The sequence below is a fragment of the Aeromonas salmonicida genome (assembly GCF_028355655.1).
Taxonomy (GTDB): Bacteria; Pseudomonadota; Gammaproteobacteria; order Enterobacterales; family Aeromonadaceae; genus Aeromonas; species Aeromonas salmonicida.
The window spans coordinates 955804-974030 of record NZ_CP110645.1; the positions used below are offsets into that span (position 1 = coordinate 955804).

7 protein-coding genes are annotated in these 18227 nt (G+C 61.2%); 5 read left to right on the forward strand and 2 right to left on the reverse strand.

Features of this window, described 5'->3' with window-relative positions; genetic code table 11:
* Positions 1-10: 10 nt before the first annotated feature.
* Both ONZ54_RS04785 and ONZ54_RS04790 read left to right on the forward strand, forming a co-directional pair.
* Positions 11-10201 (forward strand): VCBS domain-containing protein, encoded by a 10191-nt coding sequence (locus ONZ54_RS04785; RefSeq protein WP_465248790.1) that lies wholly within the window; start codon positions 11-13, stop codon positions 10199-10201.
* 326 nt (positions 10202-10527) lie between these two features.
* Positions 10528-11472, forward strand: a complete 945-nt coding sequence (locus ONZ54_RS04790; RefSeq protein WP_021139650.1) for a chemotaxis protein CheV — start codon at positions 10528-10530, stop codon at positions 11470-11472.
* Positions 11473-11561: 89 nt separating this feature from the next.
* Here ONZ54_RS04790 and ONZ54_RS04795 read toward each other — a convergent pair whose 3' ends face one another.
* Entirely contained in the window at positions 11562-12161 is a 600-nt protein-coding gene (locus tag ONZ54_RS04795; protein ID WP_005318006.1) for an arylesterase, read from the reverse strand.
* Between ONZ54_RS04795 and ONZ54_RS04800 the strand changes: the two genes are divergently transcribed.
* Both ONZ54_RS04800 and ONZ54_RS04805 read left to right on the forward strand, forming a co-directional pair.
* A complete protein-coding gene (locus ONZ54_RS04800; RefSeq protein WP_005318003.1) occupies positions 12160-12858 on the forward strand; it encodes an ABC transporter ATP-binding protein in 699 nt (232 codons plus the stop codon). The genes ONZ54_RS04795 and ONZ54_RS04800 overlap by 2 nt on opposite strands.
* A 54-nt stretch (positions 12859-12912) precedes the next feature.
* Positions 12913-15360, forward strand: a complete 2448-nt coding sequence (locus tag ONZ54_RS04805) for an ABC transporter permease (RefSeq protein WP_017412392.1) — start codon at positions 12913-12915, stop codon at positions 15358-15360.
* A gap of 83 nt (positions 15361-15443) precedes the next feature.
* Here the strand turns inward: ONZ54_RS04805 and ONZ54_RS04810 are convergent, their stop codons facing one another.
* Positions 15444-16349, reverse strand: coding sequence for a TIGR01777 family oxidoreductase (locus ONZ54_RS04810; protein WP_005317998.1), 906 nt, complete (start codon positions 16347-16349; stop codon positions 15444-15446).
* A 324-nt stretch (positions 16350-16673) separates the two neighbouring features.
* Here ONZ54_RS04810 and ONZ54_RS04815 point away from each other — a divergent pair, with 324 nt between their 5' ends.
* On the forward strand, positions 16674-18203 hold the full coding sequence (locus tag ONZ54_RS04815) for an EAL domain-containing protein (protein WP_005317996.1): 1530 nt from the start codon (positions 16674-16676) through the stop codon (positions 18201-18203).
* Positions 18204-18227 lie beyond the last annotated feature (24 nt).

Here is an 18227-nt window from a genome sequence, read left to right on the forward strand (position 1 = left end):
CGGTGCCGTGGTGGCGGGTGATGACCGGGGTGCGGTGACCGAAGATCTGAACGTGGTAAGCGGCAAGCTGACCGACACTGGCGTGCTGACCGTGAGCGATGCAGATCAGGGTCAGGCCAAGTTCGTGGTCGGGGCGGGCGTGGCCAGCAATGGTGCGCTGGGCAACCTGTCCATCGCGGAGAACGGCACCTGGAGCTACAACGTCGACAACAGCAAGGTGCAGTACCTGGGCAAGGGCGAAACCAAGGTCGAGACCTTCGTGGTCAAGAGCCTGGATGGCACCGAGCACACGGTCACCATCACCATCACCGGCGTCAATGATGGCGCGGTGATCAGCGGTGCTGACACTGGCGCGGTGACCGAAGATGCCAGCCCGGATGTGCTGACTGACAGCGGCGTGCTGACCGTGACCGACGTGGACGGCGCCGACGAGGCCAAGTTCGTGGCCGGTGCTGGCACCCCGAGTGTCGGCGCGCTGGGCAGCCTGACCATCACCGAAGGCGGTGCCTGGACTTACAACGTGGCCAACGGCGACGTGCAGTACCTGGGCAAGGGTGAAACCAAGGTCGAGACCTTCGTGGTCAAGAGCCTGGATGGCACCGAGCACACGGTCACCATCACCATCACCGGCGTCAATGATGGCGCGGTGATCAGCGGTGCTGACACTGGCGCGGTGACCGAAGATGCCAGCCCGGATGTGCTGACTGACAGCGGCGTGCTGACCGTGACCGACGTGGACGGCGCCGACGAGGCCAAGTTCGTGGCCGGTGCTGGCACCCCGAGTGCCGATGCCCTGGGCAGCCTGACCATCACCGAAGGCGGTGAGTGGACTTACAACGTGGCCAACGGCGACGTGCAGTACCTGGGCAAGGGTGAAACCAAGGTCGAGACCTTCGTGGTCAAGAGCCTGGACGGCACCGAGCACACGGTCACCATCACCATCACCGGCGTCAACGATGGCGCGGTGATCAGCGGTGCTGACACTGGCGCGGTGACCGAAGATGCCAGCCCGGATGTGCTGACTGACAGCGGCGTGCTGACCGTGACCGACGTGGACGGGGCCGACGAGGCCAAGTTTGTGGCCGGTGCTGGCACCCCGAGTGCCGATGCCCTGGGCAGCCTGACCATCACCGAAGGCGGTGCCTGGACTTACAACGTGGCCAACGGCGACGTGCAGTACCTGGGCAAGGGTGAAACCAAGGTCGAGACCTTCGTGGTCAAGAGCCTGGATGGCACCGAGCACACGGTCACCATCACCATCACCGGCGTCAATGATGGCGCGGTGATCAGCGGTGCTGACACTGGCGCGGTGACCGAAGATGCCAGCCCGGATGTGCTGACTGACAGCGGCGTGCTGACCGTGACCGACGTGGACGGCGCCGACGAGGCCAAGTTCGTGGCCGGTGCTGGCACCCCGAGTGTCGGCGCGCTGGGCAGCCTGACCATCACCGAAGGCGGTGCCTGGACTTACAACGTGGCCAACGGCGACGTGCAGTACCTGGGCAAGGGCGAAACCAAGGTCGAGACCTTCGTGGTCAAGAGCCTGGATGGCACCGAGCACACGGTCACCATCACCATCACCGGCGTGAACGATGGCGCCGTGATCAGCGGCAATGACACCGGCGGCGTGCTGGAAGATGAAAGCACCCCGACCCTGACCGAGACTGGCAGCCTGACTGTGACCGACGTGGACGGGGCTGACGAGGCCAAGTTTGTGGCCGGTGCTGGCACCCCGAGTGCCGATGCCCTGGGCAGCCTGACCATCACCGAAGGCGGTGCCTGGACTTACAACGTGGCCAACGGCGACGTGCAGCACCTGGGCAAGGGCGAAACCAAGGTCGAGACCTTCGTGGTCAAGAGCCTGGACGGCACCGAGCACACGGTCACCATCACCATCACCGGCGTCAACGATGGCGCGGTGATCAGCGGTGCTGACACTGGCGCGGTGACCGAAGATGCCAGCCCGGATGTGCTGACTGACAGCGGCGTGCTGACCGTGACCGACGTGGACGGGGCTGACGAGGCCAAGTTTGTGGCCGGTGCTGGCACCCCGAGTGCCGATGCCCTGGGCAGCCTGACCATCACCGAAGGCGGTGAGTGGACTTACAACGTGGCCAACGGCGACGTGCAGTACCTGGGCAAGGGTGAAACCAAGGTCGAGACCTTCGTGGTCAAGAGCCTGGATGGCACCGAGCACACGGTCACCATCACCATCACCGGCGTCAACGATGGCGCCGTGATCAGCGGCAATGACACCGGCGGCGTGCTGGAAGATGAAAGCACCCCGACCCTGACCGAGACTGGCAGCCTGACTGTGACCGACGTGGACGGCGCCGATGAGGCCAAGTTTATTGCCGGCAGCGGCGTGGCCAGCAATGGCGCACTGGGCAGCCTGACCATCACCGAAGGCGGTGAGTGGACTTACAACGTGGCCAACGGCGACGTGCAGTACCTGGGCAAGGGTGAAACCAAGGTCGAGACTTTTGTGGTCAAGAGCCTGGATGGCACCGAGCACACTGTCACCATCACCATTACCGGCGTCAACGATGGCGCGGTGATCAGCGGCAACGACACCGGTGGTGTCACTGAAGACGAGACCACCCCGACCCTGACCGAGACTGGCACTCTGACCGTGACCGATGTGGACGGGGCCGACGAGGCCAAGTTCGTGGCCGGTGCTGGCACCCCGAGTGCCGATGCCCTGGGCAGCCTGACCATCACCGAAGGCGGTGAGTGGACTTACAACGTGGCCAACGGCGACGTGCAGTACCTGGGCAAGGGTGAAACCAAGGTCGAGACCTTCGTGGTCAAGAGCCTGGATGGCACCGAGCACACGGTCACCATCACCATCACCGGCGTCAACGATGGCGCGGTGATCAGCGGTGCTGACACTGGCGCGGTGACCGAAGATGCCAGCCCGGATGTGCTGACTGACAGCGGCGTGCTGACCGTGACCGACGTGGACGGGGCCGACGAGGCCAAGTTCGTGGCCGGCAACGGCACCCCGAGTGCCGATGCCTTGGGCAGCCTGACCATCACCGAAGGTGGTGCCTGGACGTACAACGTGGCCAACGGCGACGTGCAGTACCTGGGCAAGGGTGAAACCAAGGTCGAGACCTTCGTGGTCAAGAGCCTGGATGGCACCGAGCACACGGTCACCATCACCATCACCGGCGTCAATGATGGCGCGGTGATCAGCGGTGCTGACACTGGCGCGGTGACCGAAGATGCCAGCCCGGATGTGCTGACTGACAGCGGCGTGCTGACCGTGACCGACGTGGACGGCGCCGACGAGGCCAAGTTCGTGGCCGGTGCTGGCACCCCGAGTGTCGGCGCGCTGGGCAGCCTGACCATCACCGAAGGCGGTGCCTGGACTTACAACGTGGCCAACGGCGACGTGCAGTACCTGGGCAAGGGTGAAACCAAGGTCGAGACCTTCGTGGTCAAGAGCCTGGATGGCACCGAGCACACGGTCACCATCACCATCACCGGCGTCAACGATGGCGCGGTGATCAGCGGTGCTGACACTGGCGCGGTGACCGAAGATGCCAGCCCGGATGTGCTGACTGACAGCGGCGTGCTGACCGTGACCGACGTGGACGGGGCCGACGAGGCCAAGTTCGTGGCCGGCAACGGCACCCCGAGTGCCGATGCCTTGGGCAGCCTGACCATCACCGAAGGCGGTGAGTGGACTTACAACGTGGCCAACGGCGACGTGCAGTACCTGGGCAAGGGCGAAACCAAGGTTGAGACCTTCGTGGTCAAGAGCCTGGATGGCACCGAGCACACGGTCACCATCACCATCACCGGCGTGAACGATGGCGCCGTGATCAGCGGCAATGACACCGGCGGCGTGCTGGAAGATGAAAGCACCCCGACCCTGACCGAGACTGGCAGCCTGACTGTGACCGACGTGGACGGGGCTGACGAGGCCAAGTTTGTGGCCGGTGCTGGCACCCCGAGTGCCGATGCCCTGGGCAGCCTGACCATCACCGAAGGCGGTGCCTGGACTTACAACGTGGCCAACGGCGACGTGCAGTACCTGGGCAAGGGCGAAACCAAGGTCGAGACCTTCGTGGTCAAGAGCCTGGACGGCACCGAGCACACCGTCACCATCACCATCACCGGCGTCAACGATGGCGCGGTGATCAGCGGTGCTGACACTGGCGCGGTGACCGAAGATGCCAGCCCGGATGTGCTGACTGACAGCGGCGTGCTGACCGTGACCGACGTGGACGGGGCCGACGAGGCCAAGTTCGTGGCCGGCAACGGCACCCCGAGTGCCGATGCCTTGGGCAGCCTGACCATCACCGAAGGCGGTGAGTGGACTTACAACGTGGCCAACGGCGACGTGCAGTACCTGGGCAAGGGTGAAACCAAGGTCGAGACCTTCGTGGTCAAGAGCCTGGATGGCACCGAGCACACGGTCACCATCACCATCACCGGCGTCAACGATGGCGCCGTGATCAGCGGCAATGACACCGGCGCCGTGCTGGAAGATGAAAGCACCCCGACCCTGACCGAGACTGGCAGCCTGACTGTGACCGACGTGGACGGGGCTGACGAGGCCAAGTTTGTGGCCGGTGCTGGCACCCCGAGTGCCGATGCCTTGGGCAGCCTGACCATCACCGAAGGCGGTGCTTGGACTTACAACGTGGCCAACGGCGACGTGCAGTACCTGGGCAAGGGTGAAACCAAGGTCGAGACCTTCGTGGTCAAGAGCCTGGACGGCACCGAGCACACGGTCACCATCACCATCACCGGCGTCAATGACGGTGCCGTGGTGGCGGGCGATGACCGGGGTGCGGTGACCGAAGATCTGAACGTGGTAAGCGGCAAGCTGACCGACACTGGCGTGCTGACCGTGAGCGATGCAGACCAGGGTCAGGCCAAGTTTGTGGTCGGGGCGGGCGTGGCCAGCAATGGTGCGCTGGGCAACCTGTCCATCGCCGAGAACGGCACCTGGAGCTACAACGTCGACAACAGCAAGGTGCAGTACCTGGGCCTGGGGGAAACCCGTGTCGAGAACTTCACCGTGCAGTCGGTGGACGGCACCACGCACACCGTGACCATCACCATCACCGGCGTCAATGACGGTGCCGTGGTGGCGGGCGATGACCGGGGTGCGGTGACCGAAGATCTGAACGTGGTAAGCGGCAAGCTGACCGACACTGGCGTGCTGACCGTGAGCGATGCAGATCAGGGTCAGGCCAAGTTTGTGGTCGGGGCGGGCGTGGCCAGCAATGGTGCGCTGGGCAACCTGTCCATCGCCGAGAACGGCACCTGGAGCTACAACGTCGACAACAGCAAGGTGCAGTACCTGGGGCAGGGCGAGACCCGTGTCGAGAACTTCACCGTGCAGTCGGTGGATGGCACCACGCACACAGTGACAGTGGTGATCAACGGCACCAATGACTTGCCAACCCTGTCTATCTCCAATGGCGCAACTGTTTCCGAAGAGGGCTTGCCCAACGGGATCATCGACACCAACGGCAACCCGGATACCACGGATGCCAAGAGCATGTCCGGTACCATTTCAGTGGGTGATGTGGACAGCAGCAGCGTGGCTGTTTCACTGGGTGGACCGGCAGGCCTGACCTCCGGTGGGTCCGCAGTCCAGTGGAGCTGGGATGCCGGCAGCAAGACGCTGGTTGGTTATACCGGCACTCTGGGAAGCGACGGCTACAAGGCGGTGGTCGAGGTCAAACTGACCGCACCGAACGCCAGCGGCAAAGGTGATTGGGCCTATGATCTGACCCTCAAGGCGCCGCTTGACCACCCGGTCAAGGGCCAGGAGGATTCCCTGTCGTTCCAGTTGGATGTCAAGGTCTCCGATGGCAAGGGCACAACCACTGGCAAACTGGATGTCACCGTTGAGGATGACGCGCCAGTGGCGGGTGATGCTGCTGCCGTCTCCGTTACCAAGACAAATATTCCAGATGTGTTGACCGGGGTATTTGATCTGACCAAGGTCAGTGGCAACAAGGCCCTGGTGGATTTGGCTGGCTTTACCATCACAGCCAAGGGGTTCACCTCTGCAACCAACTCAACTCTGATTGATGCCAGTGTCAATGGTTCCAATGCAGGGTTGGGGGTGTCCAGCGTGGCCGGGCCGTACCACAACATTGCCAACGAGATAGACTTCCGTCACTTCGCGAACGGAACCTCTGCCTCCGAGCAGTTGATTGTGAAGCTTGATCCGGGCACGGTTGCCTATGGTGCCAACATCAAGTTCAGCCAGATGTTCGGTGGTGAGCTGGAAAGTGGCGTGGTCGAGTTCTACCGTGCTGGCGTGCTGATCGGTACCCAGACCTTCAGCTCCAATGCGACCAGTGGCGATTACGCCGAGAACTTCCAGGTACAGCAAGGCGGCTTCGACACCATGGTGATCAAGGCTACCAATAACGGCAACACCAATACCTCGGATAACAGCGACCTGACGGTGAAGAGCATAGAGTTCATCGGCTCCTCTACCGCCCAGGCTATCGCTTACGGCTCAGGCACGGTAACACCGCAGTGGGGGGCTGATGGCAAGGGCTATATGCAGCTGCTCGGCTCCAACGAAACCGGCCTGACCACGGCAACCGGCAAGCTGATCACCACCTCCATGGAATCGGCCAATACCTTGATAGGTAAAGCCAGCGATGGCTCCCTGGTGTTCCGTCTGGAATTTACCCCGGCCACCGGCAAGTGGGAGTTCTTCCAGTACCAGAACATGTCCAGGCCGCTTGGCGACGGTGATATCGACTTCCAGATCAAGGTAGTGGATGGGGATGGTGATTCCAGCCTGGGATCCTTTGCAACCAAACCACTGGTGACGCCAGTCGTACAATCTGTCTCGAGCGGCAACGCGGAGGAAGGCGGCAATCTCTCTCATACGGTGACCCTGTCTGACCAGACCCATGAGGCGACCCAGTATGACTTCGCTATTCAGGGCAGCGGTGCAAATCCGGCATCCAGCTCTGATTGGGGAATTGCACAATTCAGCAATGGGGTGACCTACAACAGCGCCACAGGCAAGCTCACTGTGCCGGCCGGGGTATCCGGCTTTACCGTGACGCTGCCGACCGTGAACGATCGACTGGTTGAAACTACCGAGACGCTGACGGTGACAGTGGGCGGTCAGAACGGCACGGGCACCATCATCGACAACGACCGCGCGCCTGTGACCACGGGTGGGCACGGTGTCGGGATGGAAGATACGCCACTGGTACTGAAGTGGTCCCAGTTTGGTGCCAGCGATGATCAGGCTGCGTCTGATCTGGGCGTCGTGATCGGCACGCTGCCGCAAAATGGCACGCTGGAGTATCTCAATGCCGCGGGTCAGTGGATTGCCGTCAAGGTTGGTGACCTCGTCTCTTACGGTGACATCAATACTGGCCATCTGCGCTTTGTGCCAGGACTCAACGAGTCCAGCACCAGTGCCGCCAATGGCAACGGCACGTCCATGGGTAACCAGCAAGGGGACTACGCCAGCTTCGGCTACCAGATCAGCGACGGTGCCAACTTGAGCAACTCAGGCAAGCTGGTGATCGACATTGCTGCTGTGGCTGACAAGCCGGTGGTGGATATCAGCCTGACCGGCAATGGCGTACCGCTTTATACCCAGTACCCGTCGTCCGGCATCTCGACCGGCGCGTTCCAGAGCGGCAACTTCAACAAGGGCAGCTTCGGGATCACCAACAGCCTGACCGACAGCACTAACAGTCAGGACTCTGTGGTGGGCGGCAATGGCAACGACTACATCGTCAGCGTGAAGGGCGGCGGCGACTATTTCGTCGGCGGTCTGGGCAATGACGTACTGGTCGGTGGCAACTCTGTCTCAGGCGATACCCTCGACGGCGGCGTGGGTAACGACATTCTGGTTGCCGGACTGGGTGGTGACACCCTGTATGGTGGCGCAGGTACAGACCTTGCCGTGCTGATGGGGTCGCGCGCCAACTATGTCATCGAGCGCAGAACTGATGGCGGCTTCAACTTCCTGGTGAAGGAGAACGGCACCACCATCAGCAAGTCGCTCTATGACATTGAACTGATTCAGTTTGATGACGGCATCTACCAGTTCAATCAGACTGACGGAACCTTGACGGCAGTACAGCCCAGTGTGGTGGACTACCCCCTCGAGATCAGTGCATCCCTTACCGATAGGGATGGCAGTGAACAGCTAGACAGCCTGGAGCTGAGCGGCATGCCGAGTGGTGCGACCCTGTATCAGGGCGGCACAGTGCTGGGAACCTCAGGTGCCGATGGCAAGCTGACCCTCAGTGGTCTCTGGAACCAGGGCGCGCTGGACGTCAAGCTGACCGGTCTGACCCTGCGGGTGCCGGGTAGCAATGCGGGTCAGTTCGACCTCAAGGTGGAGGCCATCGCCAAGGAGGTGGTGACCGACCAGACCAGTAGCGCATCGGATCAGGATTCGATCCGCATGAGCTACTTCCTCTCCACAGAAGGGGAGCCGGGCGACCAGAACCGTACCTACGGCAGCGAGCACAATATAGTGGTGGGCGATCTCGACGGCAGCGTGGTATTGCCGGGCCAGAACTATAACCTTGCCTTTATGGTCGACAGCTCTGGCAGTATCGGTACAACGGCCATGAATACCATCAAAGCCCAATTGGCACAGGTCTTTGACAGCCTCAAGACCAGCGCTGGCACCGATGGGGCTGGCAAGGTGAATGTCTTCCTGGTGGACTTCGATACCCTGTCCAACAAGTCGGTCAGCGTGAACCTGAAAGACAGCAATGCCCTTAGCCAGCTGCAGGCGATTCTCGACAGCATGGATGGCAGCTCGAACAACGGCGGCGGTACCAACTACGAAGACGTGTTCAAGACCACGGCCAACTGGTTCAACGGTTCTACCGCTCAGGGCAACACCAATGCCCAGAACCTGACCTACTTCATCACTGATGGTAAGCCGACTTACTATCTGGGCAGTGAAGGTAGCAACCCACTGATTGATGACTATCCGAACGATTCTCGTGATGTCTATCTCAATCAGCTGTTGCAGAACGGCTATGTGCCTGGTCAGGTTTATAAGAGCAGCGGATATACCATTATCGATGCTCAGGGTGCGGTTTATAAAGTTGATACAAAGGGGGATTCCTCCAAGATTGGCTACATGCGTCCTGATGGTCTGGGTGGTTACACCTATTCCACCTTGGCAGGTAACGGACAGGACTCCACGTCTACAACCATCAGTAATGCGGTGGCAGGTTTTGCCTTGCTGACCGGCATGGGTGTGAAGGTGGAGGCGATCGGCCTGGGATCCAACATCTCCTACAACGATCTCAAGTCCTATGACTCTGACGGTGTGATCATGACGGGCGTCAATGCCAACGATCTGGCCGGCGCCATTCTGGGGACCTCCATCAACAACAAGCCGGGCAGTGACCGGATTGATGGCGATGCCGGCGACGATATCCTGTTCGGCGATGCGGTTCACTTCGCCGGTATCAACGGGGAAGGCTACGCGGCCGTCAAGCAGTATGTAGCCGGTAAGTTGAGTGCAGGTTCGGTGACGGATGCCCAGGTCCATGACTACATCAGCAGTCATGCCAGCGAGTTCGATCAATCCTCCGCCAACGACAAGGGCGATGTGCTGATCGGCGGGGAAGGCAACGACATACTGTTCGGTCAGGGGGGTGATGACTTCCTGTTCGGTGGTGCCGGCAACGACATCCTGTTCGGCGGGAGTGGCAACGATACTCTGTATGGCGAGAGCGGCAACGATACCCTGTACGGCGGTAGCGGCAACGACACCCTGTATGGCGGTGCTGGCAACGACACCCTGAGCGGCGGTCTGGGCAATGACATTCTGGTCGGTGGCCTGGGCAACGATATCCTCAAGGGGGATGCCGGGGCTGACACCTTTACCTGGCTGCAGGGCGATACCACTGGCGGCACCATTGCCAAGGACTATGTGGTCGACTTCTCCAGAGCTGAAGGTGACAAGCTGGATCTGAGCGACCTGCTGGATCACGATGGTTCTCACAACCAGAACGATCTGAAGGGCTTGCTCTCTGTGTTCCAGGACAGCGAAGGGGTTCACTTGCAGGTCAAGGAGAACAGTTCGGCGTCCGTGACTCAGGAGATAGTGCTGATGAACCACACGTTCGACAGTCTCACCGGCAGTGCGGCGTCCACCTCTTCCCAGGTGATCGACTACATGCTGAGCAACAACATGCTGGATATCGACAAGTAATCCGGTTTGAAGTTAGTCAAAAGCGGCAGAGCAATCTGCCGCTTTTTTTATGTCTGGCCAACGGAAAGTGTATCCACTGGCGGTGATGGCCGGGGATTCGGCTGCGCATCGTAAAAGTCTGGCCCACACCCGGGGCCGAAAGGGCTGCGGGTCAGCCATTTGGCTGCTGACAAGTGTGGGGAGAGACCGGCTTTGAGCCGATTCTCGATTTTTTTCATCAAGTTCCGTCATCATCTGGCCGACATAGGATAAGAATACGGGTCGTGTTGGGATTCTGACCCTTCTATACTATGGCGAGACTCGGGCAACGGACGTAAGGGCTTTATATGGCGAGCATATTGGATTCAGTGGATCAACGTACCCAGCTGGTAGGGGAGAACCGTCTGGAGTTGTTGATGTTCCGTTTGGGATCCCGACAACTGTTTGCTATCAACGTCTTCAAGGTGAGGGAAGTGGTCAAGCTGCCCCATCTCAACAAAATGCCGGGGGCGCACCACAACATCAGCGGGGTGGCCAACATCCGTGGCACTTCTATCCCCGTGATCAACCTGCGCAGCGCCATTGGCATGCGCGCCATGCCCATCGACAGCGAGTCCAACCTCATCATCACCGAATACAACCGCACCATTCAGGGCTTTCTGGTGGGGCAGGTAGCCCACATCGTCAACATGACCTGGAAGGATATTTTGCCCCCCCCGCGCTCCGCCGGGCGGGCGAACTATCTGACGGCCATTACCCGGGTACCCGAAGATGGCGTCGACCAGATTGTCGAGATCATCGACGTGGAGAAGGTGCTGGCCGAGATCATTACTTACGACATCCGCATCTCGGAAGAGGTGCTGGACCTGGCCATATTGCCGCAGATGAATGGTCGCAAGGTGCTCATCGTCGATGACTCCAGTACGGCCCGCAATCTGGTGCGAGAAACCCTTGCCCAGCTTGGCCTGGAGGTAATCGAATGCCAGGATGGCCTGGAGGCGCTCAATCTGCTCAAAGGCTGGTGCGATGCGGGCAAGAAGGTGACCGACGAAATCTTGCTGATGATCACGGATGCCGAGATGCCGGAGATGGATGGCTATCGCCTGACCCACGAGATCCGCAGCGATGCCCGCATGTCGGATCTCTTCATTACGCTCAATACCTCCCTGAGCGGCAACTTCAACGAGGCCATGGTCAAGAAGGTGGGGTGTGACCGCTTTATCTCCAAATTCCAGCCGGACCTGCTGGTCGGGGTGGCACAGGAGCGGCTGCGCCAGATACTGGAACGCTGATGGTCATGGAAACAAAGATCCCGCTTCGGCGGGATCTTTGTTTTGGGCCGACAGGGCCCGATAGTGCGTATAGGGGGATACTGGGGGCATTATTGGGTCAAGAGGGGCTCGATAAAGCTGGCCACACGGTCGCGGATCAGCGGCTGGGCCGCCGCCGTGGGGTGGATGCCATCGTTCATCATGAGTTCAGGGCGCAACGCAATATCATCCATGAAGAAGGGCATCAGTGGCAGCGCATTGGCGGCGGCCAGCTCCGGAAAGATCTGCTCGAACTGGCGCAGGTAGCGGGCCCCGTAATTGCGGGGCAGCTGGATTTGGGTCAGCACTGTCTTGACCTGCAGCTCCTTGGTCAACGCCACCATCCTGGCCAGATTGTCACGGGTGATGGCGGGGGCGAACCCTCGCAAACCGTCGTTGCCTCCCAGCTCAATCAGTACCCAGTCCGGTTGATGCTCCTTGAGCAGAGCGGGCAGGCGGGCCAGGGCCCCTTGCGTTGTTTCACCACTGATGCTGGCATTGATAAGCTGATGCTCGCCCCCTTGCTGCTGCCATTTCTGGTTGAGCAGGGCAGGCCAGCTCTGCTCCGCCGGCATCTGATAACCTGCACTCAGGCTGTCACCCAATACCATCAGGGTTTGTGCCTGTACCGATGAAACCAGGCAACATAAGGCGAACAGGAAACGCGTCATGAATTCAACTCCCATTATTGTCGTCAAGGGCCTGGGCAAAACCGTTAGCCTGGGCCAGGAAAGCCTCACCATCCTTGAAGGGATCGACCTGCAAGTCAATACCGGCGAGACACTGGCGCTGGTCGGCGCCTCAGGCTCGGGCAAGTCTACCCTGCTGGGGTTGCTGGCTGGCCTGGATCTGCCGAGCGAGGGGGATATCGAGATCCTCGGGCAGTCGCTGGTGCAGCTGGACGAGGAGGGCCGTGCCCGCCTGCGTGCCGAGCAGGTCGGCTTTATCTTCCAGTCCTTCCTGCTGTTGCCTACCCTGAGTGCGCTTGAGAATGTGATGTTGCCAGCCGAATTGCGTGGCGAGACCCGCTGCGAGCCCAGAGCCCGCGAGCTGTTGGCGGCGGTGGGGCTCAGCGAACGTCTCCACCATCTGCCACCGCGCCTCTCTGGCGGTGAGCAGCAGCGGGTTGCCATAGCGCGCGCCTTCATGACCCGTCCCAGCCTGCTGCTGGCTGATGAACCGACCGGCAATCTCGACAGCAAGACCGGCGAGACAGTGATCGAACTCTTGTTCCAGCTCAATCGTGAATATGGCACCACCCTCGTGGTGGTCACCCATGATCACGACTTGGCCCAGCGTTGCCAGCGGCAACTGGTGATGGCGGCAGGACGACTGGAGGTCGAACAACATGAGGTGCAGCGTGCATAAGAGAATGCCTGGATATGACTGCAAGGTTGGCCGATTGAACGGGAGTGGTGACGCATGATGCAGTGGCGATTGGGATTGCGCCTGTTGCGGCGAGAAGGCTTCAACGGCGAGTTGCGCTGGTTCGTGCTGGCACTGGCGCTGAGTGTGGCCTGCGTGCTGAGCGTGGCTCTGGTGGCGGACAGACTGGATGCCGGACTCAAGGCATCGGGGCGCGACTTTATCGGTGCCGACCAGGCGCTGCGCTCGGCCACACCTGCGCCAGCTGACTGGCTCAAGCAGGCAGAAAAAGCGGGCCTCTCCGTGCAGACGACGGTCAGCTTCAACAGCATGCTGTTTCATGGCGATGCGCTGCAGCTGGCCTCCATCCGCGCCGTGCCGAGCGAGTTTCCCTTCTATGGCAAGCTGGAGCTGACTCCCCAGCGTGCACCGGCCCCGGGCGAGATCTGGCTCTCGGCCCGTGTGATGCAATTGCTGGAGGCAAAAATTGGAGATGAGCTGGAGGTGGGCAATACCCTCCTCAAGGTGGCAGGAGTGCTGGGTCAGGAGCCGGATCAGGGCTTCAGCCCCTTCCTGCTGGCGCCAAGGGCGCTGATCCACAGTGATGATATCGAGGCGACCGGCGCCCTGCTGCCGGGCAGCCGCCAGCAGTGGCGTTACCTGTTCAAAGGAGCGCGCGAGGACGTAGCCAGCTATGAGCGCTGGCTCAAACCCAAACTAAAAGCGGGACAGAAACTGATCAAGCCGGACGATCAGGGTTCCCAGGTGGGTCGCTCGCTGGCCAATGCCGAGCGCTTTTTCCGGCTCGCCTCCCTGGCAGGGGTGCTGCTGGGGGCGCTGGCCATGGGCATAGCGGTGCGCCACTTCGCCGAGCGGCAGACCAATATGGTGGCACTGCTCAAGACGCTGGGGGCGTCCCGCCGTACGCTCTGGCAACTGATGGGCTCACTGCTGCTGTCACTGACCCTGGTCGGTGCCCTGCTCGGTCTGGTGGCGGGCAGTGCCATGCAGTGGCTGACCCTGCATCTGCTGGGCAATCTGCTGCCGGCCGATCTGCCACCGCCGTCCTGGCGACCCTTTGCCCTCGGTCTGGCGGTCGCCTTCTTCATCACACTGCTGCTGGCCTTCGTGCCCTTCCTGCGCCTGCTGAAGGTACCGCCACTGCGGGTGCTGCGTCGTGAGCTGGAGGCTGGGATCCCGCCTTGGCTGGCGTTGCCGGTCGGTTTGCTGGGGCTGTTTGGTCTGGTGTGGGGCTTTACCTCGGATGCGACCCTGGCGTTGGGACTGATCGGTGGCATGGGCTTGCTGATGGGGCTGCTGGCGCTGATCGCTTCCCTGCTGCTGCGGCTTGGTCGTCGGGTCAAGGGGCCCCATGCGCTGCGCCTTGCCATCAATCACCTCTCCCGCGAGCGTGGCAGCGGCCTGTTCCAGCTGGCTGGCTTTGCGCTGGCGCTCATGCTGTTTGGCCTGCTGTGGGCGGCACGGGTTGACCTGCTCGACGAGTTTTCCGCCCGCTTGCCGGTGGATGCGCCCAACCGCTTCCTGGTCAACGTGGCCGATCACGAGCGGGAAGGGATCCTCACCGAGTTGCGCCAGGCGGGTGCCCTGACCTCGGATTTCTATCCCATGGTTCGGGGCCGGCTGGTCAGCATCGCCAGCGAGGCGGTGCGAGACAACGACGAGGATGGGCGGGAAGGGGTGAACCGTGAACTCAACTTCACCACCACGGCCAGCCTGCCGCCAGACAATCGTCTGACCGATGGACGCTGGCTGGATGGGCCCGGCCAGGTGTCGGTGGACCAGGACCTGGCCAAGCGACTCGACATAGCGCTCGGCGATACTCTGGGCTTCACCATAGAGGGGCGCAGCTTCAAGGCGCAGGTCACCAGTTTGCGGGCCATCAAGTGGGACAACATGCGGCCCAATTTCTACATGATCTTCTCCCCTGACATGCTGGCCTCTTTCTCCCAGACCTGGCTTGGCAGCTATCGCCTGCCGGAGCAGGGCCGAGCGGCAGAGGTGGAGATCATCCGTCGTCATCCCACCGTGAGTCTCATCGATGTAGACGATCTGATAGTGCGGCTGACGGCTGTGTCTGATCAGGTGAGCCGGGCACTCGGTCTGATGCTGGGTCTGGTGACGGTGGCTGCCCTGCTGGTGTTGCTGACCCAGACCCAGGCCAGCATGGCCCACCGCCGTCGCGAGCTGTTGCTGATGCGCACCCTGGGGGCCAGCAGCGACCTGCTCAAGAAGATGCTGCGCTGGGAGCTTGTTGCCAGTGGCCTGCTGGCGGGGCTGTGCGCCGCCATGGTGGTCGAGCTATGTTCCTTCGGTCTGCAATGGTGGTGGTTTGAGGGGCAGTGGCAGTTCCACTGGGCCATCTGGGGCGGCTTGCCCTTGCTGGGCGCCCTGCTGGTGACGCTGGCGGGGCAGGGAATGCAGCGTCAATTGCTGGCGGGCACCCTGAGCGATCGTCTGCGCGGGCTCGGTCAGGGGCTGCTCTAGTCTCTTGCTCTTTGCGCAAATGCAACAAGCCCGGCCACATGGCCGGGCTTGTTATTTTCGGCAATCATCTTGCCGGAACAGGTTCAGCGTGGCCGGTGCAGCAGGTTGGTGAGGGCCTGGGGCAGTTCGGGAAAGGTGAAGTGAAAACCGGCTTCTAGCAGGCGGGCCGGCAGCACTTTCTGGCCGGTGAGCAGCAGGTCGGCCGCCTCTCCCATCAGCAGTCGCAACGCCAGTGCGGGGACGAAGAAAAGATGCGGTCGGTGCAGAGTAGTTGCAAGGGTTTGGCTGAACTCGCGATTGCTGACGGGGTGGGGGGCCGTACCGTTGAAGATGCCGTCATACTCGTCGTGCTCCAGCAGGAACAGCATGGCGCGCACCAGATCCTGAATGTGGATCCAGCTCATGATCTGCTGGCCTGATCCCATGGGGCCGCCGAGGCCGAGCTGATAGGGGGGCAGCATCTTGGGCAGGGCGCCACCATCTGCGCCGAGCACCAGGCCGATACGCACTATGCAGACCCGGGTGTGGGCGCTGCGAGCCTCTTGCGCCAGGGTTTCCCATTGCTGACAGAGTTGATGGGTAAATTCGTCGTGGGGAGTCTTGCACTCTTCATCCAGCGGCGTCTCCCCCTGCCGCCCATACCAGCCGATGGCGGAGGCATTGATCAACACCTTGGGCGGCGTGCTGGAGAGCTTGATGAGGTCGACCAGCTGTTCGGTCAGCAGCCAGCGGCTGTCACACAGCAGCTGTTTGCGTTGCTCGCTCCAGCGCCCGGCGGCGATGGGCTCCCCCGCCAGATTGATAACAGCATCCACGTCGTTGAGGTCGTCGAGCCGATCCAGATTGTCGAGCAGCTTGATGTCATGGCCGAGCAGGTCGTAGGCGCGGCTCCCCTGACGGGTCAACACCACTACCTCGTGCTGTACCTTGAGATGTGCCACCAGGCGGCGGCCGATAAAGCCGGTTCCTCCCGTGATCAATATTTTCATATCCATACTCCCTGACTCTGTTGGCTCTACTCTAGTGGGCCAGCACAACATGAACAAGCAACTGTTTTTGCAAAGATTATAATCGTCACACCCGCTCTGGTTGCCGAGGCATCAGCTGGCTCGATATGAGCCAGGGCCAGATTGGGGGGATTGGGTATGCTCCGGCCCGGATGCCTTGCTCTATGTGGCTGCGAGCCCTGTTTTGATGGCGTATGGTGTCAATCAGGCCAAACCTGATTGCAGCCAATCGTATCAGAAGGACTTGCTAGGTGAGCGGAGACCAGTAGACTTGCCCGCTTTTTTGTCGTTGCCGTGAGGATGATTATGCCTTTTCGTCGTTTGAGGTTGCGCCAGTTCTATACGAGGCTGGGAGTGTCCCTGCTGGCAGGCTTGCTGTCTGTGTTGCTGGGGGGGTTGATCATCTCATGGCAGACGTTTTCGGGGGTGAAGCAGGATGCCGAGGAGCGTCTCTTGCATGCACGACACATGTTTGACCGTACCCTGGACAATGCCCAGCAGGCGGCGTCCATGGTGCGAAGCAGCATGGATCGGCCTTGCGACGAAGTGGTACAGGGGCTGCGGGATCAGGTGGCGACCGTGCCGGACATACGTACCGTCAACCTGGCCAGGGGGGAGCATATTTACTGCACCTCCCTCTACGGTTCCTACAGCGGTCTCTTCTCCCTGGCCGATTACGCAGAGGGTCAGCTCGACTTGCTGAGAGGCAACCCTGTGACGCCGGATCGCCCCCTTGTCGTCTATCGGCAGGCAGTGGGGGATAACAGCGTGCTGGTCGGGGTAGACGGCTACTATCTGCACAACATTCTCGACATGCTGAGCCGCAACTCGCCGCTGGCGCTGGTCATCGGCAGCCGGACTATGCAGGCCAACGGCCAGGTCAGCGAGGAGGTACCATCCCGTACGGGCGGCTATCTGGAACAGGTGTCCTCGAAGTATCCATTCAGGGTGGTCACCGATCTGTCCCACAATGAGTACGGCAGCCATGTCTGGAGTTACTCCAGGGCCAGCCTCATCATCTATCCCTTGCTGGGCATACTGGTGGGGGTTTGCGTGTTCTGGCTGACCGGCCGCTCTACTTCTCCTTCACAAGAATTGCGGCGGGCGCTGGCCCAGCGGGAATTCATACCCTATCTGCAACCCGTGGTGACGGGGGACGATGGACACTGGTGTGGCTGCGAGGTGCTGATGCGCTGGCAGCATCCCCGTCAGGGCATGATATCGCCGGATCGCTTCATTCCGCTGGCGGAAGACAGCGGCCTCATAGTCCCCATGACCCGTCTGCTGATGGCACAGGTGCGGGATCAGTTTGCCGGCAAGGCCCATACCCTGCCGAGGGGATTTCACTTTGGCTTCAACATCTGTGCCAGCCACTGCAAGGATCTGAGCCTGGTGGAGGATTGTCGCGACTTCATCGATGGGTTCAAGGCCAACCCCATCAAGCTGGTGCTGGAGCTGACCGAGCGGGAGCTGATAGTGGCGGATGAGGTGACCGACCGCTTGTTCGCCGAGTTGCACCAGCTCGGGGTCTTCATCGCCATCGACGATTTTGGTACCGGCCACTCCAGCCTGACCTACTTGCAGCAGTTCCAGGTGGATTTTCTCAAGATTGACCAGAGCTTCGTCGGCATGATCGGCTCGGATGCGCTCTCCAGTCATATCGTCGAGAACGTCATCGATCTGGCGACCCGGCTCGGCCTGATGCTGGTTGCCGAAGGGGTGGAAAACGAGGTTCAGGCCGCCTATCTGAGGGCGCGTCAGGTGACCTTCCTGCAGGGCTATTTCTATGGCAGGCCCATGCCGATGAAGGAGTTCGCCAAGCAGCTGGCAGCCTGACAGGCCCGGTTTCTCCTGCGTGAG